Raw genomic sequence first — 25,710 nt, 5'->3', positions numbered from 1 at the left:
ATTGACTGCGGCGCTAGCATGCTCCGCAGATATTCGAAAGGTCTGTTATGGCCCTAACCGGGCAGCGCTTCACCGGTAAAATGCGTCGCCTGACACCACAGGCCCGCCGCTTCCGCTTGCGCACACAGGTCCAGCGCCTCCGCCCGGCTGTCAAACGGCCCCGCTTTCAGGCGCAAAAACTCTCCCTGCTCCAGCTGCACGCGTTCGATGCGCGGCTCCGCCGCTGACAGGGCCGGCAACTGAACGCCGAGCTGGCGCCAGCCGATCTGGGCGTTGCTGAGCAAGCGATAAGACGCCAGATGCGCCCCATACATCAGGCTTTGTGCGCCTTCAAGGTCCGGCGCGGGCGCGAAGCTCATCGCCTGAACAGGAGCAGGTAAGGGCTCGGGCGACGTGTGAGGCGCGGTTAAAAGCGCGGCCCGCAGCGCGCCCATTTCAGCGCTGGCCGCCTCGACGCGATCAGGATGACTGGCGGCTGTCTCTTCCAGAAGCTGCGCCAGTTCAAGCGCAGGCTGGGCGCGCGTTTCCACAGATGGCGATCCCAGACTGACACAGCCCGTCAGACCCAGTGTCGCAATCATGATGAAGACCAAGCGCATGCCGTATTCCCTAAACCGAGTCGCACGCTTGCGAGACTGCCACGGCTAAGGCTAGCGTGCAGCCGGTATTTTCGCCCAGGAGGCCGCCGTGACCCACGGTCCCGAACTCGCCTTGCCCGCCGCCTACTCCATCGCCGCTGTCAGGGACCAGGTCCGCCACTGGCGCTCGGACCGTCTGCGCATTGGTTTCGTACCCACCATGGGCGCCTTGCATGAAGGGCATCTGGCGCTGGTCAAACAAGCGCTTGGATCGGCAGATCGCGTCATCGTCAGCATTTTCGTGAACCCGACCCAGTTTGCCCCTGGCGAGGATTTTGATGCCTATCCGCGCACGCTCGAACAAGATGCGGACAAGCTGGCGGAAACGGGCGCGCATCTGGTCTACGCCCCGGACGCACGCGAAATGTATCCCGAAGGCTTTGTCACCAACGTCTCGCTCACCGGCCCGTCCCACGGCATGGAAAGCGTGTCGCGTCCTCACTTCTTTAACGGCGTTGCAACTGTGGTGTGCAAGCTGCTCAACCAGGTCCAGCCGGATGTGGCGGTGTTTGGCGAGAAGGACTACCAGCAGCTCATGGTGATCCGGCGCATGGTCACTGACCTTAACCTGCCCGTCGAAATCCAGGGCGGCGAGACCGTGCGTGAAGATGACGGCCTCGCCCTCTCCTCGCGCAATGTCTATCTCAACGCCACCGAGCGCGAGCGCGCCGCGCGGCTCAATGTGATCTTGCAAGAATTCGCGGATGCCCTGTCGAGCGGCGCGAATGTGGCGGACGCCCAACACCAGGCCCAGCTCAAGGCGCAATCGGCGTTTGATGGCGTGGATTATGTGGTCGCGAGGGACGCTGAGACCCTGGACGCCCTGCCGTCCGGCCCGATTGATCGCAATGCGCGCGTGTTGGCGGCGGTGCGGGTCGGCAAGACGCGTCTCATCGACAACCGAGCGGCGCCCAAGACATAGGCTACCAGGCGCCCAGCTCGATCAGCTTGCGGCGCAGCTCGTCCGGCAAATCCTCGCCGCCCGCATGTTCAGTCAGGTCGGCGGGCGCATCTTCCGCCTTCAGATAGCGCCAGCCCTGGAAGGCGCGCCGGGGCGACGGCGCCGTGCGCACCAGCTTGTTCTCAAGCCAGATATTGCAGCGCTTGATCCCTTCGGAATCGGTGAACTCTTCCAGATCGAGCACGGTCTGGCGCACCTGGATCACCCGCTTGATCACCCAGTACAGAGAGCCGCCCGCCAGGATTTCATCCTTGCGTTTGGGCGTCATGCGCGTGGTGTGCATGGTGGGCTGGCCATCATGACGGTCGAGCCAGCCTTGCAGCTGTTCAACGGAGTCCACGCCCACGCACAATTTGACAAGATTCAGCGCCATACCGCCGAATTAGTGCGACTCCGTCGCCTCAACAACCGACCCGCCTGCAGTCGGCGCAGCCCATTCAACGTCAAGAATCTCAATCGTCATGTTCTCGTCAAACGACTGGAACGCTGCAGACCCGGCGATGTTGAAGTGCATGCCTGCCAGACGCGGGCCGTTCACCGTCTCATCAAAGACGAAATCCTGCAGGAACTGGAAGCCGTCAATGCGAGCGGCGAAATTGGGCTTCACGCTTTCTTCGAGCCTGAGATGAAACGCCTGCACATGACCATTGGCGGCGTTCACATGGACTTCGCCCTGCATCGCTTCGAGCATGCGCTGTTCCGTCCGGTCCGGTTCGCCCTCTGAATCCGGCATGGCGAGCGGCACGAAGCCGTAGATCAGGCGACCGTCTTCCTCGCGCAGAAAACGGACATCGTCACCGATGATTCTGCGAATTTCTTCCGGGTCAAAACCCTCAGCGCCGAACCCTGAGCTTTCATCGCTGTCTTCAGACGATTCATCGCTCTCATCGTCGTCCGAAAGATCGACCCACAGCTCTCGCTGGGCTTCATTGAGGGTGTCTTCCGGCGGCGCCAGCAGCGTGTAATCGCTCTCTCCGGCCTCGGATTCGACCATGCGCACCATGATGCGATCATTATTGACGCCAATACGCATATCCACGCGCGCCGCGACAGGCTCATTGATCGGCGCAGAAAGCGCCTGTTCCAGCGGCTCTGGCAACAGAGCAAAAGCGGAAGTCGCGGAAAACAGTGCGGCGCAAGCGCCCAGCATCAGGCTGCGAACCATGGGGGAAAAGCCTCTTCTCATCCAGAAAGCGACAGTTTCGCCTTCCTAATACGGCGAGACTAGGGCGTGTACCGGACAAAACGCCTCGGAGTCAGGCGGGTGCGCGATCGGTCAGGCCATCCTTGCGCGCCAGATCCACATCAAACGTGGTGTCGCTTTTGGGCGCCGGGCGCGTCTGACCGCCGAAGGCGCTCTGATAGGCCTTGAAAGCTTTTGACAGGCCCAGCTTGGCGTAGGCCTGCACACCACGGCTTGAGGCCGTGCGCGGGGTCCAGCCCGCCTGACGCAAAACGCCATTGGCGTGATAAACGCCGTTCTGAAGGGTGGATTGCGGCGTCACCATCTCGACGGTGATCGACACGTTCAACCCGTCGAGATTTTCCACCCGGTGTGGCGAATGCAACGGCCAGGACACAAACGCGCCCGGATCAAGGTCAATCTGGGCGGCCTGGGCGTCCCAGGACGGGTCAAATGGCACGTCCTCGGTCTGGGTCTTGTGAAGGATCGCCTCCATGGACTGCTCATCCACGAAGGGCGCGCGCGGCGGATAAATCCGGAAGCGCTTCTTGCCTTTCACATGCAGCAGCAGGGTTTCGGAGACGTCGGAATGATAAAACACCTGTGCGCGCGGGCTGGAGATAAGAATGCCGCCATAGGCGCGCAGCGGGTTGAATCCCGGATTGAGACGCTTGAGCTGAGCGATCAGGGCCTCAAAGATCGGCTTGTAGATCGCATCCGTATCCATGGCCTGGCGAAGATTGATCCACAGCTTGCCGGCGCGGACGGCCTCGACCAGCTCACGGCCTTTCAGGTCGCCGCCTTCTCCCGCCCGCCAGCTTTCGCGGTCGGTCGGATCGTCGCCCATGGTGCAAATATCTGTCAGGGCTTTGGGATGCCGGTTCAACAGCGCCGCGAGCGCCAGCTCGCTGAAGGCCGGATCCATATGAAGCCGATGGCGCGCGGTGACGACGCCGGCGCGGAAATCTTTCCGCTTGTCTTCATTCCAGTCGATCAGCACAGGGTCGGTCATCACACAGCTCCGTCGCAATCTGGGACGCCATGACGTCCCTGGTCACGAGCTGTGCATCGGATGGGCCAAACTCAGGCCTTGAGGTCTTATTCGTCGGCGAGCGTGACCAGCACGGCGCCGTCTCCGACCTGTGAGCCTTCAGAGGCGCCGACGCTTTCCACCACGCCGTCACGCGGCGCGGCGAGCGCATGCTCCATTTTCATGGCTTCCAGCACGGCCAGGGTCTGGCCCTTCTTGACGGCGTCTCCGGCTTTCACCGGCACCGACAACACCTTGCCGGGCATGGGCGCCTTGATCGCGCCGCCCGCTTCAAGAGCGTCCGCCAGCGCGGCGGGATTATAGAGCTCAATCAGATGGGTTTCGCCCTGACAGGTCACTAGCACGCCCCGCCCGCGCAGCTCAACGCGCGCCGACACAGTGCGGCCGTCCAAGCGAGCGTGAACCTGCGAGCCCGTGAGACACAGATCGGTCAGCGCATAGCCCTGATCGCCGATCTGAGCTGTGAGCTGAGCCTTGTCGCGCTTGAGCGAGACGGACAAGCGCGCCTCCTCTGCCTGGAAGCCCAGCTCGATCACGGCGTCAGAATTCGTGCGGAAGCCGTCACGCACCGACCAGGGGTCGGTTGATGTTGCAAATGCGCCAGCTCCATCCGTCAGACGCAGCGCCGCTGCGAGATAGCTGAAGGCTGGCGGCGATTTGGGCGCCAGCTCTTCCAGTCGGGCGTCAATGAAGCGGGTATCCACCTCGCCGGCGCGGAAATCGGCATGGGTCAGGGCCCGGCGCAGGAAGCCCGCATTGGTCTTGACCGGATAGACGCGCACTTGCGTATCCAGCACGTCCACCAGACGGTCGATCGCGTCTTCACGGGTCTCAGCGAAGGTGATCAGCTTGGCGATCATGGGATCATAGTGCAGCGAGACTTCACCGCCCTGACGCACGCCCGAGTCCGTGCGCACGCCGTTGGCGAGATCGGTGTCAGGCAGATCAAGATAATCCAGCGGTCCAATGGAGGGCAGGAAGCCGGTGGCGGGATCTTCGGCATAGAGCCGCGCTTCCATCGCCCAGCCTGACAGGCTGATCTGATCCTGTTGCGGCACGGACCCGCCCGACGCCACGCGCAGCTGCAGTTCGACCAGATCGGTTCCCGTCACCGCTTCCGTCACCGGATGTTCGACCTGAAGACGGGTGTTCATCTCCATGAAGTAAAAGCCGTCTTCACGCAGCGGACCGGAGCCGTCGACGATGAACTCCACTGTGCCGGCGCCGACATAATCCACAGCCTGAGCGGCCCGCACCGCCGCCGAGCACATGGCGGCGCGCACATTGGGCGTCATGCCCGGCGCAGGGGCTTCCTCGATGACTTTCTGGTGGCGGCGCTGCAGCGAGCAATCACGCTCGAAGAAATGCACCACCCGGCCCCGACTATCGCCGAACACCTGCACCTCGATATGGCGCGGGCTGGAGATGAATTTCTCGATCAGCACCCGGTCATCGCCAAAGCTCGACGCCGCTTCGCGTTTGCAGCTTTCCAGCGCTTCCAGGAAGGCGTCAGACGCCTCCACCTTGCGCATGCCTTTGCCGCCGCCGCCGGCGACCGCCTTGATCAGCACTGGATAGCCGATCTGGTCCGCTTGGGTCTTGAGATGATCAGGGTCCTGCTCAGCGCCGTGATAGCCCGGCGTCACCGGCACGCCGGCTTTCTCCATAAGGCTCTTGGCGCGGTCTTTCAGACCCATCGCCTCAATCGCTTCGGGAGACGGCCCCACAAAGGTCACGCCCGCCTTGGCGCAGGCGCGAGCGAAGTCGGCGTTTTCAGACAGGAAGCCATAGCCAGGATGGATCGCGTCAGCGCCTGTTTTCTTCGCGGCGGCGAGAATGAGGTCCGCTTTCAGATAGCTGTCACGCGCCGGCGCAGGCCCCAGAAGGACCGCTTCATCGGCCAGACGCACATGGGGCGCGTCCGCATCCGCTTCGGAATAAACCGCCACAGTGGCGACGCCGAGCTTGTGCGCGGTGCGCATCACACGGCAGGCGATTTCGCCCCGGTTGGCGATCAGAAGCTTTTTCATCATGGGTGGACATCCATTGCGGTGAAAGCTGTTGGCGCGGTTTTGGGCCAAGCGGGCGGCGGGCGCAAGCTCAGCTCTCTGCTGAGCGGCGTTCCGCACCGCGGGTGAGCACCACCAGGACAAGGCTGATCTGCATCAACAAGAACCAGCTGCCGAGCTTGGCAAACGACACCATCTCCCATTGATGCTCTTGCCCCGGATAGCTCCAGGCGCGCGCAAAGGTGCCGATATTCTCGGCGAACCAGATAAACAGCGCGACCAGCACCAATCCCAGCAAGAGTGGCATGAAGCGGTGCGCGCGGTGAGGTCGGAACCAGATCACGCACGGGCCATAGATCAAGGCGCTGGCCGCGAACAGCGCCCAACGGATATCGACCACATAATGATGGCTGAAGAAGTTGATATAGATCGCCAGCGCCAGCGCCGCCTGCGCCCAGACAGGCGGGAAACGGTCAAAGCGAAAGTCGAAAATCCGCCAGACCCGGGTCATATAGCTGCCGACGCTTGCGTACATGAAACCTGAGAACAGCGGCACGCCCCAAATGGCGAAGAGCGCCTCGTTCGCGCCGGGATAAACCCAAGAGCCCGCATGAACCTTGAAGATTTCCATCACGGTGCCAACCACGTGAAAAACTGCAATGACGCGCACTTCCGCCCAGCTTTCCAGACGAAACGCGATCATGCCCAGCTGGATGGCGACAGCGCCCAGCGTGATCACGTCAAACCGATGCAGCGGCGCAGTGTCGGGATAGACCAGATAGACGCCCAGAATGAGCGCCAGCATGAGCCCGCCAAACAGGCAGGCCCACCCTTGTTTGATCCCGAAGCTCAAGAACTCGAACGCCGCGAGCGAGACAGGCCCCCTTACCCAGCGGGCGCGCAAGGCCTCTCGCTCGCGGTGAAACCAGGCTTCAAGCTCACGCAACCCCAAGCGCGTCAGTCCACCCAAAAGGGTTTGCGCTTTTCAAGGAAGGCGGCCAGGCCTTCACGGCCTTCTTCGCTGACCCGGCGGTCGGCGATCTGATGGGCGGTCTTGCGCAGAAGATCGTCATTGATGTCGTGATCGGCGACCATGTCCACCAGCTCCTTGGCGTCGCGCACCGCGCCGGGCGCCGTCTGGAAAGCGAGCTTGCCGAGGTATTCCATCATGTCGTCAAGCTCGTCCGCGCTGTCCACCACATACTGGGCGAGGCCCATCTTGTGCGCGTATTCGCCGTCAAACCCTTCGCCGGTGGCGAACAGCGCGCGCGCATAACGCGGACCGATGGCGCGCACCACGAACGGCGAGATGGTGGCTGGGGTCAGCCCCAGGCGGACTTCGGAGAAGCGGATCTTGGCGTCTTTCACAGCAACAGCCACATCGCACGCCGCCATCAGCCCGGCGCCGCCGCCCATGGCCGCGCCTTGCACCAGCGCGATCGTGGTTTGCGGCAGGTCATAAAGCCGCTTGAGCATCCGCGCGAGGTTCAGCGCATCCGCCTGGTTGTCGTCATGGGTCCAGTCAGCCGCCGCCTTCATCCATTCAAGGTCTGCACCAGCGGAAAAGCTCTTGCCCGAACCGCGCAGAAACACCACGCGCACTTCGTCGGTGTTGGCGCGCAGGGTTTCGAAAATGTCAGACAGGCGCGCAATGATGTCGGCGTTGAACGCATTGTGCTTGTCAGGACGGTTCAGCGTCACGATGGCCGCGCCGCCTTGGGTCACATCGAGCAGAACTTCATTTTCAGCAGCCATCAGACATCGCCTTTTGTTATCGCCGGTGGGTCGTCCTGATTACAGCGCCGCGCCGCCTGGGCCAAGCCGTCAGCTCTGCGTCCAAATGACGACAGCCCGCCGCCGGTTCCGGCGGCGGGCTGCTTCAAGCCTGATGGTCAGGCCTGTCTAGCGCGGCATCACGATGGCTTTGATGATGAACAGCACCGTCAGGCCAACCAGATAGGCTGCGCCCAGAAAGGCGATGTATTGCCAGTACAGCATGTCGGTCACGGGCGGGATCGAGAACGCAGCCCCGTCACGCACCATGGGCAGCACCACATCGACGATCACATGCACGATCGCCGCCATCACGGTGAAGATCAGGATCGCCGCGTATTCCTGCATCAAAAGGGCCATCACCAGCCCGATCACCCCCATTTGAACGCCGAGGAAGATCCAGTTGATGGATCCACCGTCGCCATGGGTGGAATATTGCAGCCCGGCCATCAGCCAGGCCCAGACAGGCTCGATATAAGCCCAGATTTGATCGATAAATTCCATAGTCATCCCCTCGCCAGCCAGCCTGATACAGGCCGTCACTGAGTGAAGCGTGCCAAGAAGTTAACAAAAATCAAGCAAAACTCTTGTTGCAGCGCCCAAAAAGCGACGCCGCAGACAGGAATCCTCAAGTTTTTTCAGCACACATGGTTAACGCTTGAAGAGCAGACGCTTGATCATCGCAAAAATCGAAATGACCACCAGATAGCCCACCAGCACCACGGCGGCGTAGCGCCAGTACGTGCCTTCAAGGATCGGGGGCAAGCGCAACGCGGCGCCATTCGCGATCACCGGGATCAAAACATCCACCGCCAGATGGATCACAGTCGCCGCCAGAATGATGACCGGCAAGCGCTTGAGATCAGGCAGCACAAACGCTGCGATCAGCGCGATCAAAAGCCCCTGCACCGCATTAATTTCATTAAACCCGGCGCGCATGAACGCCAGCACGTCGTTTAGAATATCCATGATCGTCCCCCAGACCGATTAAGGATTACGACGCCAGCCTGCCCAGCTTGCGCACGGCTTTGAGCATGCGCTCACGCCTTTGGGGGCTGGACTCCACCAGACCGAAGACGCTGTGACGGACGGGCCCGAATCCCGAGATCTTGAACATGCCGGATTCCAGACCCTTTAGCGAGTGAGCGCCGAATAAAAGCTTATAAGCCGCTCCGGGCATGCCCATGGTCACGATCAGGCGCGCGGACTTGCCTTTCATCTTCTGGGCTGGCCAGCCGGCGCCTTCCTTGTTCTGATCGAGAAAAAAGCCGCCGCGAGCAAGATGCTCCAGCACCGTACGTGACTTGGCCGGCAGGCCGCCCAGCCAGAGCGGGAAGATCATCGTCACATGATCCGCGTCGCGCATCGAAGTCCGCAACGGGTCGAGCACCGGGTCAGGCGGCGTCAGGAAATCCTCCGCCCGGTCGAGCGCCGGCAGCTCCAGCTCACCCAGATTAAACCGCGTGACCCGGCATCCCGTTTCCAGCGCCGCCTCTTCATAGGCGTCCGTCAGCGCCGAACAGAACCGCTCGGGCGATGGGTCGGGGTGGGCGTTGAGAAGGCAGATTTTTCGGATCATGGCTCTCTCCTCTGATGAGAAGAGAATACCGCTATTCATTGCGCTCTGTCATGCGACACAGAGCCCATGCCCGGGCGCCTAGCGCGCGGCGATCTCCACCCAGACCTCGTTGCGCCGGAACGGCCCTGGAATCCACGGCGGATCATAAGACGCGTAGGTCGGCGCGCTCAGCGGCTCAAGTCCTTGCTCTTGCAGATACGCTTCAAGCGCCTCTCGCCCTCTCTGGGCGCGGGCGTCATTCATGATGCCGGAAAACTGGTAGACAGCGATGCGCCGCGCGGGCTGTTCGCGCAGGGTGACGTCATCATTCATGGGAGCTGGAAGCGTCTCCATGGTCCATTCAGACGGCATGATGAACGCCACCGTCCAGCGCCCCTCCGCGTCGGCTTCCGTGGTCACCGGCGCGGTCATGGCGATCTCCTGCCCTGATCGCGTGGAGGTGACCGGCGCGGTCATGGCGATTTCTTCACGCGGCTGGTTATCGCCGAAGATATACCCGGCCAGCGGGCGAAAGCCGCGCCCGCTGGCCTGCCGGCGATCACCCTCGACAACCACTTCAGCAATGATCTGGGGGGCGTAATCGCGGATCTCGATGGGTCCGTCGCGCTCCACCAGCGTATAGGCAGGTTCTTCAGCAGCCATGGCCGGGTTCGAAACGAGAGCTGAAACCAGCCCCAGAAGGCAGGCGAGTATTCGCATGGTTTAGCTCCTTGTGTGTCATGGAGCTTTATACGGAGCCGCCGCCGTGACGGATCAAAAGGGTTAGGCTTCCCAATCCTCGCGACCATGTCGAATGCGCAAGATCAGGACTTCTGCTGCTGGATTTACAAGATAAATGACGATGTGAGCGCCATGCGCATGACACCTGACAGGCGGTTCGATCTCTGTCCTTTCCCGGGCGGCGAAGGGATGGGCCGCCAGAAAATGGAAAGCCATTTCAAGATCAGTCAGGTACCGATCAGCCTGCGAAGTCCCGAACTGGCGGACGCCGTCAAAATACAGAGCGATAATGTCGTCTTCAGCGGCGCGACTGAGCTTATAGCTCATCGCCCCTTACTCGGCAGCGTTCAGTTGGCTCAGGGCTGCGGCGCGCAACTCATCCAGAGTGCGTGAGCCCTCTCCGCTCTCCAGAGCTTCAGTGACCAGAGCCTGCATGTGACCGATTTTGGAGCGCCTGTCCTGATCTCGACGGATCAGATCGCGCACATAATCACTGGCGTTACTGTAGCGTCCGCCTTCAGTTTGCGCCTCAACCCAGGCTTTCATCGCATCAGGCAGAGAAACATTCATCGTCGCCATGGCATGCTCCTTCTAAAAAGTAGCATGCCACAGATTGGCAAAGATTGCCAAACTACATCCGGAAGACGCCGAACTTCGTGTCTTCCACCGGGGCGTTGAGCGCGGCGGACAAAGCGAGGCTGACCACGCGGCGGGTGTCCTGGGGCTCGATCACGCCGTCATCCCAGATGCGGGCGGTGGAGTAATAGGGCGAGCCCTCTTCTTCGTATTTTTCGCGGATCGGCGCCTTGAAGCTCTCTTCAGCCTCGGCGCTCCAGTCCTCGCCGCGCAGCTCCATGCCGTCGCGCTTGACGGTTGCGAGCACGCTGGCGGCCTGTTCGCCGCCCATGACGGAAATGCGGGCGTTCGGCCACATGAAGAGGAAGCGCGGACCAAAGGCCCGGCCGCACATGCCGTAATTGCCCGCCCCGTACGAGCCGCCGATCACCACGGTGATCTTGGGCACTTTCGCGGTGGAGACGGCGGTGACGAGCTTGGCGCCGTCCTTGGCGATGCCGCCCGCCTCGTATTTGGAGCCCACCATGAAGCCGGTGATGTTTTGCAAGAACAGAAGCGGGATCTTGCGCTGGCAGCACAGCTCGATGAAGTGCGCGCCCTTCAGGGCGCTTTCAGAGAACAGAACGCCGTTATTGGCGATGATGCCCACGGGCATGCCGTGAAGCCGTGCAAACCCGGTGACGAGGGTCTCGCCATAGAGCTTTTTGAACTCGTCAAATTCTGACCCGTCCACCAGACGCGCGATCACTTCGCGCACATCAAACGGCTGTCGGGTGTCCGCGGGAATGACGCCGCCCAGCTCTTTCGGGTCAAGGCGCGGATCGCGCGGGTCTTCCAGGAAAAGCTGTTTGGGTTTGACGGTGTTGAGCCCCGCCACGATGCGGCGCGCGATCTGCAGCGCATGGTCATCATCGGCCGCATAATGGTCCACCACACCAGATTCTCGGGCGTGAACGTCCGCGCCGCCGAGATCTTCCGCCGAGATCACCTCGCCCGTGGCGGCTTTCACCAGCGGCGGGCCGCCCAGGAAGATCGTGCCCTGTTTTCGCACAATCACGCTCTCATCTGACATGGCCGGCACATAGGCGCCGCCGGCGGTGCAGCTGCCCATGACGACCGCGATCTGGGGGATGCCTTCAGAGGAGAGATTGGCCTGATTGAAGAAGATGCGGCCGAAATGCTCCTTGTCGGGAAACACTTCCGCCTGGTGCGGCAGGTTCGCGCCGCCCGAATCCACCAGATAAATGCACGGCAGGCGGTTCTCGCGCGCGATCTCCTGGGCGCGCAGATGCTTCTTCACCGTCATCGGATAATAGGTGCCACCCTTCACCGTGGCGTCATTACAGACGATCACGCATTCCCGGCCCGACACCCGGCCAATACCGGTGATCATGCCCGCGCCGTGCACATCGCCCTCATACATGCCGTGTGCGGCCAGCGCGCTCAGCTCCAAGAAAGGCGAGCCGGGATCCAGAAGGCGCTGCACCCGGTCGCGTGACAAGAGCTTGCCGCGCTTGAGGTGCTTTTCGCGCGCCCGTTCGCTGCCGCCCAAAGAGGCTTCAGCGGTCTTCTCCCGCAGCTCGGCGACCAGCTCATCCATGGCCTCTGAATTGGCCTTGAAGCTGTCTGAGGACACGTCGAGCTGGGTGTGAAGTTCGGTCATGGCGCGATTTTCCGTCTGGTGGAACAAGACTGACGCGCTGCTTAGCGCGGAGGCGCATGCGAGCGCAACGCTTTGCATCCGATCAGAAGCCCAGTTGCATCATCGAGACAATAGAAGACTGCAAACTCTGGAAGGTTCTCATGCTTGCAACGCTCTCACTCGCCCTTTCCCTTCTCTCCTCCCCGGTTCAGACCGAATGGATTGAAACGGACGCCGCCCCGATCGAGGTGATGGTGCTGGGCAGTTATCACTTCACCGGCGGCGGTCAGGACCTGCACAATCCCGAAGTCGATGACCATCTGGCGCCTGAGCGTCAGGCCGAGATCGTGGAAGTGATCGACGCGCTCGCGCAATTCGCGCCCACGAAAGTCATGGTCGAGCTCACCCCGGAGTATGAAGACGCGTTCAACGCCGACTATCAGACCTATCTGGCGGGCGAACGCGCCCTCACAGTCAATGAACGCCAGCAGCTGGGGATGCGGCTCGCAGCGCGTCTGGGTCATGAGCGGCTATACGCCATCGACCAGGCCTCAGACATGGACTTTGAGGGCATGATGACCGCCGCCGCCGAGGCGGGCCAGGAGCGGCTGCTGGGCGAGTTCGGCAATTTCAACGCCGCCGTGCCGGTTCTGATGGCCGACATGGAAAGCGGCACTGTGATGGAGCGCTTGCGCGGCTCCAATGCCCAGTTCGCCCATGACGCCCACGGATTGTATCTGACGCTGGCGCAAATGGGCACGACCGAAACGCCGATCGGGGTTCAGGAAATGGGGGAATGGTGGACGCGCAATCTGGCGATTTTCGCGAACGCCGCCCGTCACGCTGAACCTGGCGATCGTTTGGTGCTGATCTATGGCGCCGGCCACAAGCACCTTCTGGAGCAATTCTTTGAAGATGCACCCGGTTTTCGCGTAGTCGATCCGCTGGACACACTGACGCAATAAACAGGCGCGCGCAGCCGCAACGCTTGTTCACGCCTTAAGGGCTCGGCATGGTGTCTTCCACGGAGGAGATGCCATGACCGAGTATACGAGTTTCAAAGTCACGCAGGACGGGCCGATCGCCCGCATCACCCTGAACCGGGCGGACAAGCGCAACACCATGACGCCCGCCTTCTGGGCGGAATTGCCTCAGGCTGTGGGCGCTCTGTCGGACGCCGGCGAGACCCGGGTTCTGATCCTGGACGCGGAAGGTCCGGTCTTCACCGCCGGCATGGATATCTCGGTCTTCACGGATCCCAATGCGCTGAAAACCGACTCAGCCTCGATGCGCGAAGCCTTCATGACCGCCGCGACAGCGCTTCAGGACAGCTTTACGGCGTTTGAAAAAGCCCGCTTTCCGGTGATCGCCGCCATTCAGGGCCCCTGCGTCGGCGGCGGCGTGGACATGATCTGCGCGGCGGACATGCGCTATGGCACGCAAGACGCCTGGCTGCGCATTGAAGAGACCAATATCGGCATGTTCGCTGATGTGGGTACTTTGCAACGCCTGCCGGGCCTGATCCCCGAAGGCGTGGCGCGGGAGCTGGCCTATACCGGTGAAACCCTGAGCGCAGAGCGCGCTGAAAAGCTGGGGCTGTACAATGAAGTCCTTGAGAGCCCTGAAGCGCTGAAAGCCCATGTGGACGCAGTGGCTCAAAAAATCGCCAGCAAGGCGCCGCTGACGATCTCTGGCGTCAAACGCTCCCTCCTCTATGCGCGCGACCATACCGTGGCCGACAGCCTCGAGCACGCCATGACCCTGCAGGCCTCGTTCTGGTGTCCTGAAGACATCATGGAGGCGATGACCGCCCGCGGCGAAAAGCGCGAGGGCGCGTTCCAGGCTTTGACGCCAGTGAAGCGGATGGGGCAGTCTTAACCCCAGGAGGGCATGAGAGAAGGATCACGGACCATGGCATTGGGACTGCGTTTTCTTCCATTTTTCAACCGCGTTGAAAAAGCCGCGCTGTCCGCTGTGGAGGCGGAGGTGGAGTGGTTCTGCCTGCCCGCCGGCCAGACCCTGTTTGAAGAGGGCGAGGTCGCAGATTCTTTCTATCTGGTGCGCTCGGGCGCCCTCGCCGCTTTTCGCACCGGCGCGGATGCGCGCCCCGAACTGGTGGGGCATATCCGGGCGGGCGAACCCATCGGCGAGATGGCGCTGGTGGAGGACCGGCCCCATTCAGCCAGCGTCTACGCCTTGCGTGATTCAGAGCTGGTGCGCCTGCCCAAGGCCGCCTTTGACAAACTGACCAACAAGCACGCCTCGCTGATGCGCGAGCTGAGCAAGATGATGCTGTCGCGCATCCGGACCGGAGATTCCTATCGCCGGTCCGAACCGCGCGTCTTCGCGCTGATTTCCACCTCGCCGACGATTGATCTTGAGTATCGCAGCGATCTTCTGAAGACCGCGCTCAAGGAAATGGGGGTGACGTCCGTGTCCTGCGGTCTGGAGTGCGCGGACTGGCCCGGCCCCAAGCTCGACATTCTGGAAGCCGAGCATGACATCGTCATTCTCCAGGCCCGACTGGGAGAGAGCAACTGGGCGCGTCGCGCCATGGCGCGGGCGGACCGGATCTGGATGCTGGCCCGCGCCGATGCTCGCCCCTCTATCCCGCTCATGCCTGACGATCCCTCGCCGGCCGCCAAGCTGAAGCTGATCGATGTGGTGATGGTGCACAATGAGGGCGTGCGAAAAGCCGCTGCGCCGTCTGACTGGATCAACGCCGCGGACGCCGCCCGGTGTTTTCACTGGCGCCAGCAGAACGCCGGCGATGTGCGCCATATGGCGCGCACCATGGCGGGCAAATCGGTCGGGCTGGTGCTGTCAGGCGGCGGCTCGCGCGCTTACGCCCATGTGGGCGTGATCCGGGCGTTCAAGGAAGCCGGCGTGGAGTTTGATTTCTTCGGCGGCGCCTCCATGGGCGGCATCATCGCGGCCGGCGCGGCCATGGGCTGGGACAATGGTGAGCTCGAAGACCGGATGCGCCGCGCCTTCGTGAACTCAAACCCTTTGAGCGACTGGGTGATGCCCGTGGTCAGCCTGACCCGCGGCAAACGGGTGGACCGGCGCCTGAAAGAGCATTTCGGCGATGTGGATATTTCTGAGCTGCCGCGCCCGTTCTTTTGCGTGTCCTCCAACCTGTCGACCGGCGCGACTCGCATTCACCGCTCCGGCTCTTTGTCGCGCGCGCTGCGGGCCTCCATCGCGATCCCGGGCCTGTTGCCGCCCATTGTGGACGGCGACGACGTTCTGGTGGACGGCGCGGTGTTCAACAATTTCCCGATCCAGGAGCTCAAGGCCTATCACCGGGGCGTGAATGTGGGGTCGGACGTCACGCGCAATAACGCCATCAACGCCGATGATTTCCGTGATCCGCCCAATTTCGCCGGCTGGGTGGCGCGCCATGGCCTGTCAGACCCGCCGCCCATCGCGTCGCTGCTGATGCGGGCGGCGACCGCCGGCACGCTAGAGCAACACGCCCTCACCCGCCGCGCCGCCGACATTCTGGTCCTCCCCGAACTTAATCTCGACATGCGAGACTGGAAGCGGTTCGACGAAGCGGTGGAGGCTGGCTATACAAGCGCCAAGCAAATGCTCGAGCAAATGCCTCAGGCGCTGGCGAGCCGGTTCAGCTGACGACAACTGACATGGCGGCGCCGCCGCGATGAAACTTCCGCCTGTCCTTGCGCGTTCTTGATGCTGACGTCCACCGGACACGCAAACAAGGAGCGCACGATGATCGAGCGGACCCAAGCCAATGGCGCAGATATTCCCAAGCTGGGCTTCGGCACCTGGCAGTTAGAGGACGAAGACGCGACGCGCGGCGTCGCCCATGCGCTCAAGACCGGCTATCGCCATATCGACACCGCCCAGATTTACGGCAATGAAAAAGAGGTCGGCGCAGGCCTGCATCAAGCCGGCGTGCCTCGCGAAGACATTTTCCTGACCACCAAGGTCTGGCGCGACAAGTTCAAGGACGGCGATCTTCAAGCCTCGGTCAAAGAGAGTCTGGATAAACTTAAAACTGATTATGTGGACCTGCTGCTGCTGCACTGGCCCGTCCCGGAAGTCCCGCTTGATGAAACCATGCAAGCGATGAACGACGTCGTGGACTCAGGTCTCGTCACGCATATCGGCGTGTCCAACTTCACCGTAGACCTGCTGGACGAAGCGCGGGCCCATTCCAATGCGCCTCTGGCGGTCAATCAGGTCGAATATCATCCCTTCCTCGATCAAAGCGCCGTGCTCAACGCCTGCCGTAGCGCTGGCCTGTCGATGACCGCCTATTCCCCGATCGGGCAAGGCAAGGTGTTTGAAGATGAGGTGATCAAGGAGATCGCCAGCAAACATGGGGTCTCCCCCGCCCAGATCGCCTTGCGGTGGCTGGTGGATCAAGACAGCGTCGTCGCCATCCCGCGCAGCTCCAGCGAGGCGCACATCGAGTCCAATTTCAAGATTTCAGAGATCGATCTGAGCGAGGAGGAAACGGGGCGCATTGACGCCTTGCGCAGCCCGCAGGGCCGTTTGATTGATCCCGATTGGGCGCCCGATTGGGACAAGTAGGCTCAAAAAAACCCCGCGCCCATGGCGCGGGGTTTTTTGTGTCTAGCGGGATAGCTCTTCAAGTTGGCTCTCCAGCTCCAGCGCCCGACGCGCCGTAAAGCCGCTGAAGCACGAATTGTGAACCACGCCCCTCATCGTGCCGCCTTCATAGGCGAGCCCGCGCTGTTCGCACTCGGCGTCGCGATATTGCAGCCAGAGCCGTTGCGCAGCCAGCAAAGCGTCACGCCGCGCCGTCATATCACGCTCCAGCATCCTCTCGCGCATCCGGGAATAGGCCGCATTCAGGCGCTGATCCCACAGCGCGTTTTCACGACGCTCGCACTCCATCATGCCATAGGTCGTATAACCGCCCGGATCCTCCTGGCAGGCGTTCGAGACGGCCCCTATGCAGCTTTCCGCATACTCGGCCTGCGCCAGACAGGCGTTCAGACGCGCTTCGTCGCTTGAAGGCGCGGCGACAGGCGTTTTCTGGGCGCTCAGGCTCAGCGTCAAAGCCAGTAATTCGATCAGCATGGCGTCCCCTTCAACTCTCTGATTGATCAAGCTGCTGGGAAACTAAGGCGATTTTCAGCCCTTTGGCGACCAGAAAGGATGGCCGAGCGCCTGGCGGCTCATCGTCTCGCCATCCTGGTTGCCGAAAGCTGGAAAGCCGCCCGCATCCTTCAACAATCGCGCCGTATGCATGAGGTTCCAGCTCAGGATGGTCGCATTCGTCTGGGTGAAAGCGTTGTTGCGGCCTGCCGGCGCCCCGCCCTCACTTTCATCACCATAGCTCAACCCCGGACCGATCTCACCAATCCAGCCCGCATCCGCCTGGGGCGGAATGACATAGCCAATGTGTGAGAGCGCATATTGCAGCGTCATGGCGGTGTGCTTCACCCCGTCCTCATTGCCGGTGATCACGCAGCCGCCCGTCTTGCCGTAATAGACAAACTGGCCGTTCTCCTGACGCTGGCCGGACTGGGCGTAGAGCCGTTCGATCAGCATGCGCGCGACCGAGCTCTCTTCGCCCAACCACAAGGGCGTGCCGATAACTAATATGTCCGCCGCCTTCACCTTGTCCCAGATTTGCGGCCAGTCATCGCGGTCCCAACCTTTGTCGGTCATATCCGGCTGAACGCCGAAGGCGATCTGGTGATCGACCAAACGCTCGCTGTCCACGCTGACGCCTTGGGTTTTCATGATGGCGCGGCACACATCCATCAGATCATCAGTATGAGACGCTTCGGGCGAGCGTTTCAGCGTGCAGTTGATGAACAGCGCCTTGAGGTCGTCATAGCGGGCGGGCGGGGAAAGTTTGGACTCAGCCATAAAGGTCGCCTCTTCATGCAGAAAAAAGCCCGCGCCGAAGCGCGGGCTCTGAAGTCAGGGGAGCGTCGTATCATTCGACACAGACACAACGCCTCAGCCCTTATTTCGTTGCATTAAACAGCTCGCGACCGATCAACATGCGGCGAACCTCGCTGGTGCCGGCGCCGATCTCATAGAGCTTGGCGTCACGCAGCAAGCGGCCCGTCGGGTATTCATTAATATAGCCGTTGCCGCCCAGGATCTGGATGGCGTCGAGCGCGCACTGGGTCGCCGCTTCAGCCGCAAACAGGATGGCGCCCGCCGCGTCCTGACGGGTGGTTTTCTTGGCGTCGCATGCCTGGGCCACCGCATAGACATAGGCGCGGCTGGCGTTCATGCGGGTATACATGTCGGCGATCTTGCCCTGGATGAGCTGGAACTCGCCAATGGCCTGGCCGAATTGCTTGCGCTCATGAACGTACGGCATGACCACGTCGAGGCAGGCTTGCATGATGCCCACAGGGCCGGCCGCCAGCACCGAACGCTCATAATCGAGCCCGCTCATCAATACGCGAACGCCGCCTCCGATCTGACCCAGAATATTCTCTTCGGGCACTTCGCAATCTTCAAACACCAGCTCGCCGGTTTCAGAGCCGCGCATGCCCAGCTTGTCGAGCTTCTGGGCGATGGAGAAGCCCTTCATGCCCTTCTCGATCATGAAGGCGGTGATGCCCTTGGAGCCCGCTTCAGGATCGGTCTTGGCGTAAACCACCAGCGTATCGGCGCTCGGGCCGTTGGTGATCCACATCTTGTTGCCGTTGAGGACGTAGTGATCGCCCTTTTTCACGGCTTTCAGGCGCATGGAGACCACGTCAGAGCCCGCGCCGGGTTCGGACATGGCCAGCGCGCCCACATGCTCGCCGGAGATCAGCTTGGGCAGGTATTTCTGCTTTTGCGCTTCAGAGCCGTTCAGACGGATCTGATTGACGCACAGATTGGAGTGCGCGCCATAGCTGAGGCCCACCGAGGCGCTGGCCCGGGAGATCTCCTCCATGACGATACAGTGTTCGGTATAGCCCAGTCCGGAGCCGCCATACTCTTCCTCGACGGTCAGGCCCAGAAGGCCCAGCTCACCCATCTTGGTCCAGAGGTCGGCGGGGAACTCGTCCTTGGCGTCGATTTCAGCGGCGCGCGGAGCGATATGATCGGACGCGAACGACTGCACGGTATCGCGCAGCATGTCCGCGGTGTCGCCCAGAGGGAACTCGAGCGAAGGGTACTGGTTCGAAATCATAGACCGCGAAATACCACGCGCGGGCGGCGCGTCAAGTTCGCACAAATCTCGCCAATTCAGGCGCGCGGCGCTATTTATCGTTGCGTCGCCCGATAATGAACCAGGCCGACGCCGCGCTCAGCAGCACGCCGGCGCCGAACACGATCGGACCCAGTGGCGAATAGGACAGGCCCAGTTCCATATAGGCGTCCATGTTCGCGGCGATGTCCCAGCCGCCCAGGCCGACCATCGCGCCGCCCACAGCCAGCGAGGAGATGAACATCACATCCCCGCCCTTGGACTGGGTCGGCTCTGTTTCCAACGCCGCAGGCGCTTCGGTCCCGGCCACCACCGTGGGGTCCAGTTCTTCGCCGTCCTCATGAAGCTCGTGATGGGGGTCTTCGTCATCCTTGTCGGGATGATCTGGGCCTTCCACATCACCCGACATGCCTGGCGCGGACGCCGGCGCAAGCGCAGGATGCGGCGGCGCAGAGAACACCTCGGCGCCATTCGGCGCGTCATGAGACGCCGTCAACGCTTCGGGGGCAGCGTCCTCATCCGCCGGAACTTCAACCGAAATCGCATCATCTGAGTCAGACAAGGGCGCAGCGATTTGAACACTGTCCACATCCCCGTCGGCGTCCGCGTCTTGCGCGTCTGAACCCTGCGGCAACGCCTCGGGTGCAATCGCGGTCACTTTAATCGATGAGACCTGCAATGCGCCGTGAAACGGCCCCATCGGCACGGCCGTGCTGCTGAACAGACTGCTCGGTTTGGCTCTCACATCCTCTTGCGGCGCCACGGGCTGAGCGGTCTCGCTCGCATCGCGGGTCACGGAGGGTAAGGCCATATCCACATGAGCCGTGGACAAGAAGCTGTAGCCAAGTTTGACGGGATCATCCGCCTGCGTTGACGCCGGAGCCGTCGCAATGCTGGCGGAGACCTGCTGGGCCATACGCGCCATCACGGCGGCGATGGACGCGTCCTGCGCCTGTTTCACGGCATCGAGATCAGGCTGAGCCTCATCAGCCTCTGGCGCGTCAAACGTTTCCGTCGCCTCAGAGGCTTCAGTCTCCTCAGTCGCAACCTCAACCTGCTCAGGCGCTTCCCCCAGTTCGCTGAGCGCCGCAGATTCCGCAGGTTCTGAAGACTCGGCGTCTGACGCCTCAACCATCTCAGGCTCACCCGTTTCGGATTCACTGTCGGACTCGTCTTGTGACGCGTCCTCACCCTGTTCGGCGGCGGCTTCGGGGTCTGGCGAAACGATTTGGGGCTCTACACGGCTGTCCCCTGCCGTCTCGTCGTCCGGCGTTTCAAAAGCAATATCGAGCTCAACCAATCCGGACGATGCGTCATGCGCGTCTTCCGGCTCAGGCTCAGGCTCAGGCTCAGGCTCAGGCTCAGGCCCAGCTTCTGCCTGTGCGTCGTCGACTGGCGCGGCGTCGGGCTCGTCCGGAACAGCCTCGTCTTCTACAACCTGAGACAGCGCAGCTTCAGCGGCTGGCGCTTCAGCAGGCGTTTCAGCTGCGATGTCCGCCCCCGCCTCCGATGCCGGTTCGGGTTCAGCCACCATGGACGGCGCGTCGATATTGGCCGCGCTATCTTCCAGCCCTGACAGATACAGCGCCTTTTCCGCCGCACGGCGGGTGACCAAACGGTCAGAGACAACCAGCCGGCCGTCCTGATCGGCGCGCACCCAGGTTTCGATGGCGGCGGCGGCGTCGCGATGACGGCCCGCTCGCGCCAAACGCGCCACGTCAGACACCTTGAACGCCCGCAACCCCACTGAGAGGGCGAAGGACACCAGCGCATCGCGCATGGGCGCCGCCATCTCCGCGCCGACATTGGCGTCAATGGTCTGCTCGGCGCGCATGACGTCATAGATCAGCAGAAGTTCGGCGTCTTCGGGCTTCAGCGTGACGCCTTCTTTTGCAGAAGCGGTATGGCCATAGCCGACCGTCCAGCGTTTGCCACGCCGTTCAGCCTCCGCCAGGAAGGGCTCGTGAGCCTTGATCAGGTCGCGCGCGGCGCGGGTGGATTTCAAACGCGGTGTCATCGCTGTCCCGTTTCGAAACGGTTGGATCTTCAGTCATGAAGCGCGATGCAAACTCAGGACCGTCAGCGCTCTGACGTCGAGAAAATGTCCACCGCGTCCAAAGCCGTAAAGGGCGCAAAGAAGCCTGCGCCCGATCCGCCGCCGATTAACCAGATCGCGCCATTAACGCTGACCACCCCTGCCTCTGTGCGGGCGGCGGGCATATCAGACAGGCTTTCCCAGGTCTCAGACCCGGCGTTCAGCGCGACATGACTGGCCAAGGTTCGACGCATATCTGCGCTGCGCCCGCCAAAGACATGAACGGCGCCATCCAGCACAGCGGCGGCATGGCCGGCCCGGGGTTCAGGCAGATCCGGGGCGCGGCGCCAAGTTTGAGACAGTGTATGGTAAACATCCACACGCGATGTCGCCTGCCCGTTCCGGGCGCCGCCGATCAGCCAGATTTCATCACCCAAGACCACGGCCGCCGCGCCCCGACGGTTGATCTCGTCAGGCGCTTCCGCGGCGTTCCAGCTCTGCGTTTCAGGGTCATAGACAAACAGGCCCGGTGCGCCGTCTTCACCGCCCAGGGCGTAAAGCCGGTCATTGACAGAAACCAGAGACAGGCTGGCCTTGGCGCCGGGGAGCGCCGTCTCCGCGCTCCACGAATCTGTTTCGGGATCATAGGACCAGACCTGGTCGATCGGTTCCGCGCCCGCTTCTGACGAATACCCGCCCGCCACATAGATCTTGCCGCCCAGCACCGCCATGCCAAAGCGCTCCAGCCCCATAGGCATGGGTTTGAGCACGCGCCAGGCGCCGCTTTCAGGGTCATAGACCTCCAGGGCGTCGCGCGGATTGGCGAGACCGGCGCCGCCCGCGGCATAGATCCGGCCGTCCAGCACCGTCGCAGACAGCCCGGCCCGCGCCTGATCCAGACGCGGCCCGATCGCCCATGGACCTGACAGGCGCAGCCCGCTGTCAAAGGATGGCGTCTGCACCCCGGAATCCTGAGCCGCTAACGGCGACGCGCCGACAAGAGCGATTATTAGCGCCAGAGCAGCATGGTTCATGACAAAGGCCTCCCTCAGGATCGTAGTCTGCCTACAGGTCGCGCGAGATTAAAGCAGAACAAGGGCGCCCAGGCCCAAAAACACGACAAATCCCACCACATCCGTCACGGTCGTGACAAAAACCGATGACGCGACAGCCGGGTCGGCGCCGAAATGCTTGAGCCCCAAGGGCACCAGAACCCCTGCAAGGCCGGCGATGGCGAGGTTGATCACCATGGCCACCGCGATGACCCAGCCCAGATCCGGTTCCTGGAACCAGACTGCGGCGATGATCCCCATGATCACTGCGAAAATGACGCCATTCACGAGCCCCGCCGCCGCTTCGCGCCAGACGAAGCGGAGCGAGTTCGCGCCGGTCAGGTCACGCGTCGCGAGCGCGCGCACCGCGACCGCCAGCGATTGCGTGCCGGCGTTTCCGCCCATGGAGGCGACGATCGGCATCAGCACCGCCAGCGCCACGAGCTGGGCGATGGCCTGGTCAAACAGCGCGATCACCAGCGAAGCCAGCACCGCCGTGCCCAGATTGACCAGCAGCCAGGGCGCGCGAGATTTCACTGATTCCCAGACCGTATCCGCCAGACCGGCTTCGTTCACCCCGGCCAGCGCCAGCAAGTCTTCCTTGTTCTCTTCCTGGATGACGTCGACGATGTCATCGACAGTCAGCATGCCTTTGAGACGGCCCGAATCGTCCACCACAGGCGCCGAGATCAGGTGATATTTCTCAAACAGATACGCGGCGTCTTCCTGATCGTCTTCGGGACGGATCGTGATCTTGGCCGATTCCATCAGCTCAGAGAGCGGCGTCTCGCGTTGAGAGCGCATCAGGCGGCTGACAGGCACCGCCCCGATGGGGCGGAAGCCTTCGTCCACGATGAAAACCTCAAAGAAGAGGTCCGGCAGCTCTTCGCCCGCAAGCCGCATATGGTCGATAGTGTGACCCACCGTCCAGAATTGCGGTGCAGCGACAAACTCGCGCTGCATCAGGCGACCGGCGGTCTCTTCCTCAAACGCGAGCGAAGCTTCCAGATGTTCGCGATCTTCGGCGGAGACAGCGGCCAGCACCGCTTCACGCACGTCCGGCTCCAGCTCTTCGACCACCATGGTCTTGTCGTCGGAATCCAGACCATCCAGCGCGTCTACGATCTGCTGGGTCTCCAGCAGATCAAACAGGCCTGCGCGCGTGTCATACCCGATCTCGGCCAGCACTTCGCCGGTGAGCAGCGACGCGTCGAGCTCAGCGAGCAGTCGCTGCTGGTCCCAGCTGAGTTGTTCGATCAGGTCCGCAATGTCCGCCGGGTGCAAGGGCGCGAGCAATTGCCGGATCAATGTGGGGTCGCGATCCGCAATCGCGCCAATCAGTTCCACAAGCACCCCTTCAGGCAAATCCATACCGGTTGTCACATCGTCACGGTGCAGCTCTTCAACCGGTTGCGTCATGGCGTCTCGCGTTTTTCTGGAATGGGGGGCAGCGTGTAAGACACGATACTCGCGGGCGCCGATGAAATCGAGATGGCGCGTGCTGTTGTCGCGAAAAAACAAAAAAGCCTGACGCGTCAGCATCAGGCTTATCTGTCAGCGCTTGCAGAAAGCGCGAAAGATGGTGCGGCCGAGAAGACTCGAACTTCCACGGGTTTTACCCCACAGCGACCTCAACGCTGCGCGTCTACCAATTCCGCCACGGCCGCGAATTCGGGAAGCGGGCGTGTACCAAGCCCGGCCCCTCTTGTGAAGCCCTTATGTGAGGTGCTTATGCAGCGAAATAGTCGTGAACGTCTGCAGCGTCAGTGATCGAGACCGCCACCCGATCGCCCTGGATGATGATTTCACCACGCGCGATCGGATGGTTATTGGCCAGAATCCACACTTCGTCATGCTCGGCGGCGTCCAGGGGAATCACCGCGCCCCGGCCCATGCGCAGGAATTGGTGAATCGGCAGCTTGGACCGGCCCAGAAGCACGGAGATTTCGACCTGAACGGCGCCTAATTGGCTCATGAAACGTGCATCACTGTTGCTCTATGGCGCATAACCCTTGTCATGCGCGTTCAGTCTCACGATGTTCCGCTACGGTTTCTCGACAGTTAAGGGCCTGCAAGATCATGACAGACGCGACCATCGGCTGGGCGGTCTCTGAGGCCCGTATCCCCTACCCTGACGCCGTGGCCGCCATGGAAGCGCGCGCCGAAGCCATCGCCAAGGGGGAAGCGGGCGAACTGATCTGGCTTTTGGAGCACGACCCGCTCTACACCGCCGGCACCAGCGCCAAACCTGAAGACCTGCAAGATCCCGAGCGCTTTGCCGTTCACAAGACCGGGCGCGGCGGCGAATACACCTATCACGGCCCTGGCCAGCGCGTGGCCTATGTGATGCTCGACCTCAGGACGCGCGGCCGGGACGCGCGCAAATTCGTGCGCGATTTAGAACAGTGGATCATCGGAACGCTCGACAGCTTCAACGTCGCCGGCGAGCGCCGCTGCGGACGCGTGGGCGTGTGGGTGGACCGCACCCAGCCTGGCGGCCCGGAACGCGAGGACAAGATCGCCGCCATCGGCATCCGCCTGCGCCGCTGGGTGTCGTTTCACGGCATCGCACTGAATGTGGAGCCGGACCTGTCGCACTTTGGCGGCATCACCCCCTGCGGCATCTCTGATCCGCGCTACGGGGTCACAAGCCTTGTGGATCTGGGACTGCCCGTGACGATGGAGGACGCCGATCTGGCGCTCAAGAACGCTTTCGAAGACGTGTTCGGCGCCACCCATCGCGAAGAGCCGCCGCTCTAGCTTCTGACCGTGCTGCGCGCTGTCCAGTATCCCACCGCCGCCAGCACCAGCCAGAACCCCCACATGGACGGCCAGGCGCCCGCATGCAGGATCGCCATCGCGAACTCCGGGTCCGAGGTCAGTCGCTCCTGATACGCTTGCTGGATCGCTGGATCATAGGCCGCCGCCTGCACCGCAGCCGGGTCGTCCATATTCACGCCCTGGTACTCCAGAAAGGCGACGAATTCCGGGTAGGCGCGCGACGCCATGCCGAACAGGCCGGTGATGATCTTGATCACGGTGGCGCCAGCCAACGCCGCCAGGGCGAGCGCTGTGGGCTTGCCCAGCGCGCGATAGCGGTTGATGAACACCGTGCTGGCGAAAAAGGCGATGACCAGCCAGGACAGAACGCCCGCGGCCGGTGAAAAGCTGATGCGCAAGGCGTCCAGCGCCGCGATCACGCCCAGCCCGATCCAGAACTCGTCCTCGGTGGAGCGAAAGACCGGCATGAACGCCGTCTTCAGATCAAAACTGGGTTGGGTCACGTCGGCTCCTCGCAAAATAAAACGCGCGCCCCGGTATGAAAC

The 25,710-nt window shown here is 62.2% G+C and carries 28 protein-coding genes and 1 tRNA gene; 6 read left to right on the top strand and 23 right to left on the bottom strand.

The features are described 5' to 3' along the window. Positions 1-53: 53 nt before the first annotated feature. Positions 54-599 (bottom strand): SPOR domain-containing protein, encoded by a 546-nt coding sequence (locus ACQ66J_RS13285; protein WP_430432002.1) that lies wholly within the window; start codon positions 597-599, stop codon positions 54-56. 88 nt (positions 600-687) lie between these two features. On the opposite strand from ACQ66J_RS13285, the gene panC reads away from it, so the two are divergent. After that, on the top strand, positions 688-1,560 hold the full coding sequence (gene panC, locus ACQ66J_RS13280) for a pantoate--beta-alanine ligase (RefSeq protein ID WP_430432001.1): 873 nt from the start codon (positions 688-690) through the stop codon (positions 1,558-1,560). A gap of 1 nt (position 1,561) precedes the next feature. On the opposite strand, the gene ACQ66J_RS13275 is transcribed toward panC, so the two are convergent. From ACQ66J_RS13275 to ACQ66J_RS13215, 13 genes are all read right to left on the bottom strand, one after another. Next, the gene (locus tag ACQ66J_RS13275; RefSeq protein WP_375549257.1) at positions 1,562-1,972 is read right to left on the bottom strand and encodes a DUF1489 family protein; all 411 of its coding nucleotides are present in this window, start codon (positions 1,970-1,972) and stop codon (positions 1,562-1,564) included. A gap of 9 nt (positions 1,973-1,981) precedes the next feature. Further along, positions 1,982-2,764 (bottom strand): hypothetical protein, encoded by a 783-nt coding sequence (locus tag ACQ66J_RS13270; protein ID WP_430432000.1) that lies wholly within the window; start codon positions 2,762-2,764, stop codon positions 1,982-1,984. 91 nt (positions 2,765-2,855) lie between these two features. Next, positions 2,856-3,794 (bottom strand): cupin-like domain-containing protein, encoded by a 939-nt coding sequence (locus tag ACQ66J_RS13265; protein ID WP_430431999.1) that lies wholly within the window; start codon positions 3,792-3,794, stop codon positions 2,856-2,858. Positions 3,795-3,880: 86 nt separating this feature from the next. Then, the gene (locus ACQ66J_RS13260) at positions 3,881-5,866 is read right to left on the bottom strand and encodes a biotin carboxylase N-terminal domain-containing protein (RefSeq protein ID WP_430431998.1); all 1,986 of its coding nucleotides are present in this window, start codon (positions 5,864-5,866) and stop codon (positions 3,881-3,883) included. 67 nt (positions 5,867-5,933) lie between these two features. Then, positions 5,934-6,812 carry a DUF817 domain-containing protein gene (locus tag ACQ66J_RS13255; protein ID WP_430431997.1) on the bottom strand — a complete coding sequence of 293 codons (879 nt, stop codon included), beginning with the start codon at positions 6,810-6,812 and terminating at the stop codon, positions 5,934-5,936. After that, entirely contained in the window at positions 6,800-7,597 is a 798-nt protein-coding gene (locus ACQ66J_RS13250) for an enoyl-CoA hydratase-related protein (protein WP_375549262.1), read from the bottom strand. Before ACQ66J_RS13250 ends, ACQ66J_RS13255 begins: the two co-directional genes overlap by 13 nt. Positions 7,598-7,744: 147 nt before the next feature. Beyond that, positions 7,745-8,119 (bottom strand): hypothetical protein, encoded by a 375-nt coding sequence (locus tag ACQ66J_RS13245; RefSeq protein ID WP_375549263.1) that lies wholly within the window; start codon positions 8,117-8,119, stop codon positions 7,745-7,747. Between the two features lie 147 nt (positions 8,120-8,266). After that, on the bottom strand, positions 8,267-8,584 hold the full coding sequence (locus ACQ66J_RS13240) for a hypothetical protein (protein WP_375549264.1): 318 nt from the start codon (positions 8,582-8,584) through the stop codon (positions 8,267-8,269). 25 nt (positions 8,585-8,609) lie between these two features. Further along, positions 8,610-9,194 (bottom strand): NAD(P)H-dependent oxidoreductase, encoded by a 585-nt coding sequence (locus ACQ66J_RS13235; protein ID WP_375549265.1) that lies wholly within the window; start codon positions 9,192-9,194, stop codon positions 8,610-8,612. 78 nt (positions 9,195-9,272) lie between these two features. Then, complete coding sequence (locus tag ACQ66J_RS13230) at positions 9,273-9,893, bottom strand: SOUL family heme-binding protein (protein ID WP_430431996.1); 621 nt, start codon at positions 9,891-9,893, stop codon at positions 9,273-9,275. 63 nt (positions 9,894-9,956) lie between these two features. Continuing rightward, complete coding sequence (locus ACQ66J_RS13225; RefSeq protein WP_430431995.1) at positions 9,957-10,241, bottom strand: type II toxin-antitoxin system RelE/ParE family toxin; 285 nt, start codon at positions 10,239-10,241, stop codon at positions 9,957-9,959. Between the two features lie 6 nt (positions 10,242-10,247). Continuing rightward, the gene (locus ACQ66J_RS13220) at positions 10,248-10,493 is read right to left on the bottom strand and encodes a type II toxin-antitoxin system ParD family antitoxin (RefSeq protein ID WP_430431994.1); all 246 of its coding nucleotides are present in this window, start codon (positions 10,491-10,493) and stop codon (positions 10,248-10,250) included. Between the two features lie 52 nt (positions 10,494-10,545). After that, positions 10,546-12,153, bottom strand: coding sequence for a carboxyl transferase domain-containing protein (locus tag ACQ66J_RS13215; protein ID WP_430431993.1), 1,608 nt, complete (start codon positions 12,151-12,153; stop codon positions 10,546-10,548). Between the two features lie 140 nt (positions 12,154-12,293). Between ACQ66J_RS13215 and ACQ66J_RS13210 the strand changes: the two genes are divergently transcribed. From ACQ66J_RS13210 to ACQ66J_RS13195, 4 genes are all read left to right on the top strand, one after another. After that, positions 12,294-13,097, top strand: coding sequence for a DUF5694 domain-containing protein (locus ACQ66J_RS13210; RefSeq protein WP_430431992.1), 804 nt, complete (start codon positions 12,294-12,296; stop codon positions 13,095-13,097). A gap of 73 nt (positions 13,098-13,170) precedes the next feature. Next, entirely contained in the window at positions 13,171-14,010 is an 840-nt protein-coding gene (locus tag ACQ66J_RS13205) for an enoyl-CoA hydratase-related protein (protein WP_430431991.1), read from the top strand. A 33-nt stretch (positions 14,011-14,043) separates the two neighbouring features. Beyond that, positions 14,044-15,768, top strand: a complete 1,725-nt coding sequence (locus tag ACQ66J_RS13200) for a patatin-like phospholipase family protein (RefSeq protein WP_430431990.1) — start codon at positions 14,044-14,046, stop codon at positions 15,766-15,768. A 99-nt stretch (positions 15,769-15,867) separates the two neighbouring features. After that, positions 15,868-16,695, top strand: a complete 828-nt coding sequence (locus tag ACQ66J_RS13195; RefSeq protein ID WP_430431989.1) for an aldo/keto reductase — start codon at positions 15,868-15,870, stop codon at positions 16,693-16,695. A gap of 42 nt (positions 16,696-16,737) precedes the next feature. Here ACQ66J_RS13195 and ACQ66J_RS13190 read toward each other — a convergent pair whose 3' ends face one another. The 8 genes from ACQ66J_RS13190 to ACQ66J_RS13155 form a co-directional block, all read right to left on the bottom strand. Next, positions 16,738-17,208 (bottom strand): lysozyme inhibitor LprI family protein, encoded by a 471-nt coding sequence (locus ACQ66J_RS13190; protein ID WP_430431988.1) that lies wholly within the window; start codon positions 17,206-17,208, stop codon positions 16,738-16,740. Between the two features lie 54 nt (positions 17,209-17,262). Beyond that, positions 17,263-18,006: a flavodoxin family protein gene (locus ACQ66J_RS13185; RefSeq protein WP_430431987.1), complete on the bottom strand. Its 744-nt coding sequence runs from the start codon at positions 18,004-18,006 to the stop codon at positions 17,263-17,265. Positions 18,007-18,106: 100 nt separating this feature from the next. Further along, positions 18,107-19,279: an isovaleryl-CoA dehydrogenase gene (locus tag ACQ66J_RS13180; RefSeq protein WP_375549276.1), complete on the bottom strand. Its 1,173-nt coding sequence runs from the start codon at positions 19,277-19,279 to the stop codon at positions 18,107-18,109. A 70-nt stretch (positions 19,280-19,349) separates the two neighbouring features. Continuing rightward, complete coding sequence (locus tag ACQ66J_RS13175; RefSeq protein WP_430431986.1) at positions 19,350-21,314, bottom strand: glycoside hydrolase family protein; 1,965 nt, start codon at positions 21,312-21,314, stop codon at positions 19,350-19,352. Positions 21,315-21,376: 62 nt separating this feature from the next. Beyond that, entirely contained in the window at positions 21,377-22,366 is a 990-nt protein-coding gene (locus ACQ66J_RS13170) for a Kelch repeat-containing protein (protein ID WP_430431985.1), read from the bottom strand. Positions 22,367-22,414: 48 nt separating this feature from the next. After that, positions 22,415-23,803, bottom strand: a complete 1,389-nt coding sequence (gene mgtE, locus ACQ66J_RS13165; protein ID WP_430431984.1) for a magnesium transporter — start codon at positions 23,801-23,803, stop codon at positions 22,415-22,417. Between the two features lie 161 nt (positions 23,804-23,964). Then, a tRNA-Leu gene (locus ACQ66J_RS13160) sits at positions 23,965-24,051 on the bottom strand. A gap of 62 nt (positions 24,052-24,113) precedes the next feature. Next, complete coding sequence (locus ACQ66J_RS13155; RefSeq protein WP_028284815.1) at positions 24,114-24,359, bottom strand: FliM/FliN family flagellar motor switch protein; 246 nt, start codon at positions 24,357-24,359, stop codon at positions 24,114-24,116. A 104-nt stretch (positions 24,360-24,463) separates the two neighbouring features. On the opposite strand from ACQ66J_RS13155, the gene lipB reads away from it, so the two are divergent. Beyond that, complete coding sequence (gene lipB / locus ACQ66J_RS13150) at positions 24,464-25,144, top strand: lipoyl(octanoyl) transferase LipB (protein WP_430431983.1); 681 nt, start codon at positions 24,464-24,466, stop codon at positions 25,142-25,144. On the opposite strand, the gene ACQ66J_RS13145 is transcribed toward lipB, so the two are convergent. Next, positions 25,141-25,668: a hypothetical protein gene (locus tag ACQ66J_RS13145; protein WP_430431982.1), complete on the bottom strand. Its 528-nt coding sequence runs from the start codon at positions 25,666-25,668 to the stop codon at positions 25,141-25,143. The genes lipB and ACQ66J_RS13145 overlap by 4 nt on opposite strands. Between the last annotated feature and the right edge of the window lie 42 nt (positions 25,669-25,710).

Origin of the sequence: Oceanicaulis sp., from assembly GCF_965284345.1 — a bacterium.
GTDB lineage: Bacteria > Pseudomonadota > Alphaproteobacteria > Caulobacterales > Maricaulaceae > Oceanicaulis > Oceanicaulis alexandrii_A.
The sequence above is the reverse complement of the archived record's forward strand: the minus strand, read 5'-3'. Positions and strand labels throughout refer to the sequence as shown.

Bases quoted from the DNA above. Each gene is read 5' to 3' on its own strand.
- ACQ66J_RS13155 (WP_028284815.1), bottom strand. From the start codon at position 24,359: ATGAGCCAATTAGGCGCCGTTCAGGTCGAAATCTCCGTGCTTCTGGGC.
- ACQ66J_RS13240 (WP_375549264.1), bottom strand. From the start codon at position 8,584: ATGGATATTCTAAACGACGTGCTGGCGTTCATGCGCGCCGGGTTTAAT.
- ACQ66J_RS13225 (WP_430431995.1), bottom strand. From the start codon at position 10,241: ATGAGCTATAAGCTCAGTCGCGCCGCTGAAGACGACATTATCGCTCTG.
- ACQ66J_RS13200 (WP_430431990.1), top strand. From the start codon at position 14,044: ATGGCATTGGGACTGCGTTTTCTTCCATTTTTCAACCGCGTTGAAAAA.
- ACQ66J_RS13245 (WP_375549263.1), bottom strand. From the start codon at position 8,119: ATGGAATTTATCGATCAAATCTGGGCTTATATCGAGCCTGTCTGGGCC.
- ACQ66J_RS13275 (WP_375549257.1), bottom strand. From the start codon at position 1,972: ATGGCGCTGAATCTTGTCAAATTGTGCGTGGGCGTGGACTCCGTTGAA.
- ACQ66J_RS13270 (WP_430432000.1), bottom strand. From the start codon at position 2,764: ATGGTTCGCAGCCTGATGCTGGGCGCTTGCGCCGCACTGTTTTCCGCG.
- ACQ66J_RS13265 (WP_430431999.1), bottom strand. From the start codon at position 3,794: ATGACCGACCCTGTGCTGATCGACTGGAATGAAGACAAGCGGAAAGAT.
- ACQ66J_RS13190 (WP_430431988.1), bottom strand. From the start codon at position 17,208: ATGCTGATCGAATTACTGGCTTTGACGCTGAGCCTGAGCGCCCAGAAA.
- ACQ66J_RS13195 (WP_430431989.1), top strand. From the start codon at position 15,868: ATGATCGAGCGGACCCAAGCCAATGGCGCAGATATTCCCAAGCTGGGC.
- ACQ66J_RS13235 (WP_375549265.1), bottom strand. From the start codon at position 9,194: ATGATCCGAAAAATCTGCCTTCTCAACGCCCACCCCGACCCATCGCCC.
- ACQ66J_RS13250 (WP_375549262.1), bottom strand. From the start codon at position 7,597: ATGGCTGCTGAAAATGAAGTTCTGCTCGATGTGACCCAAGGCGGCGCG.
- ACQ66J_RS13175 (WP_430431986.1), bottom strand. From the start codon at position 21,314: ATGACACCGCGTTTGAAATCCACCCGCGCCGCGCGCGACCTGATCAAG.
- ACQ66J_RS13260 (WP_430431998.1), bottom strand. From the start codon at position 5,866: ATGATGAAAAAGCTTCTGATCGCCAACCGGGGCGAAATCGCCTGCCGT.
- ACQ66J_RS13285 (WP_430432002.1), bottom strand. From the start codon at position 599: ATGCGCTTGGTCTTCATCATGATTGCGACACTGGGTCTGACGGGCTGT.
- ACQ66J_RS13170 (WP_430431985.1), bottom strand. From the start codon at position 22,366: ATGAACCATGCTGCTCTGGCGCTAATAATCGCTCTTGTCGGCGCGTCG.
- mgtE (WP_430431984.1), bottom strand. From the start codon at position 23,803: ATGACGCAACCGGTTGAAGAGCTGCACCGTGACGATGTGACAACCGGT.
- ACQ66J_RS13185 (WP_430431987.1), bottom strand. From the start codon at position 18,006: ATGGCTGAGTCCAAACTTTCCCCGCCCGCCCGCTATGACGACCTCAAG.
- lipB (WP_430431983.1), top strand. From the start codon at position 24,464: ATGACAGACGCGACCATCGGCTGGGCGGTCTCTGAGGCCCGTATCCCC.
- ACQ66J_RS13180 (WP_375549276.1), bottom strand. From the start codon at position 19,279: ATGATTTCGAACCAGTACCCTTCGCTCGAGTTCCCTCTGGGCGACACC.
- ACQ66J_RS13220 (WP_430431994.1), bottom strand. From the start codon at position 10,493: ATGGCGACGATGAATGTTTCTCTGCCTGATGCGATGAAAGCCTGGGTT.
- ACQ66J_RS13215 (WP_430431993.1), bottom strand. From the start codon at position 12,153: ATGACCGAACTTCACACCCAGCTCGACGTGTCCTCAGACAGCTTCAAG.
- ACQ66J_RS13205 (WP_430431991.1), top strand. From the start codon at position 13,171: ATGACCGAGTATACGAGTTTCAAAGTCACGCAGGACGGGCCGATCGCC.
- ACQ66J_RS13230 (WP_430431996.1), bottom strand. From the start codon at position 9,893: ATGCGAATACTCGCCTGCCTTCTGGGGCTGGTTTCAGCTCTCGTTTCG.
- ACQ66J_RS13210 (WP_430431992.1), top strand. From the start codon at position 12,294: ATGCTTGCAACGCTCTCACTCGCCCTTTCCCTTCTCTCCTCCCCGGTT.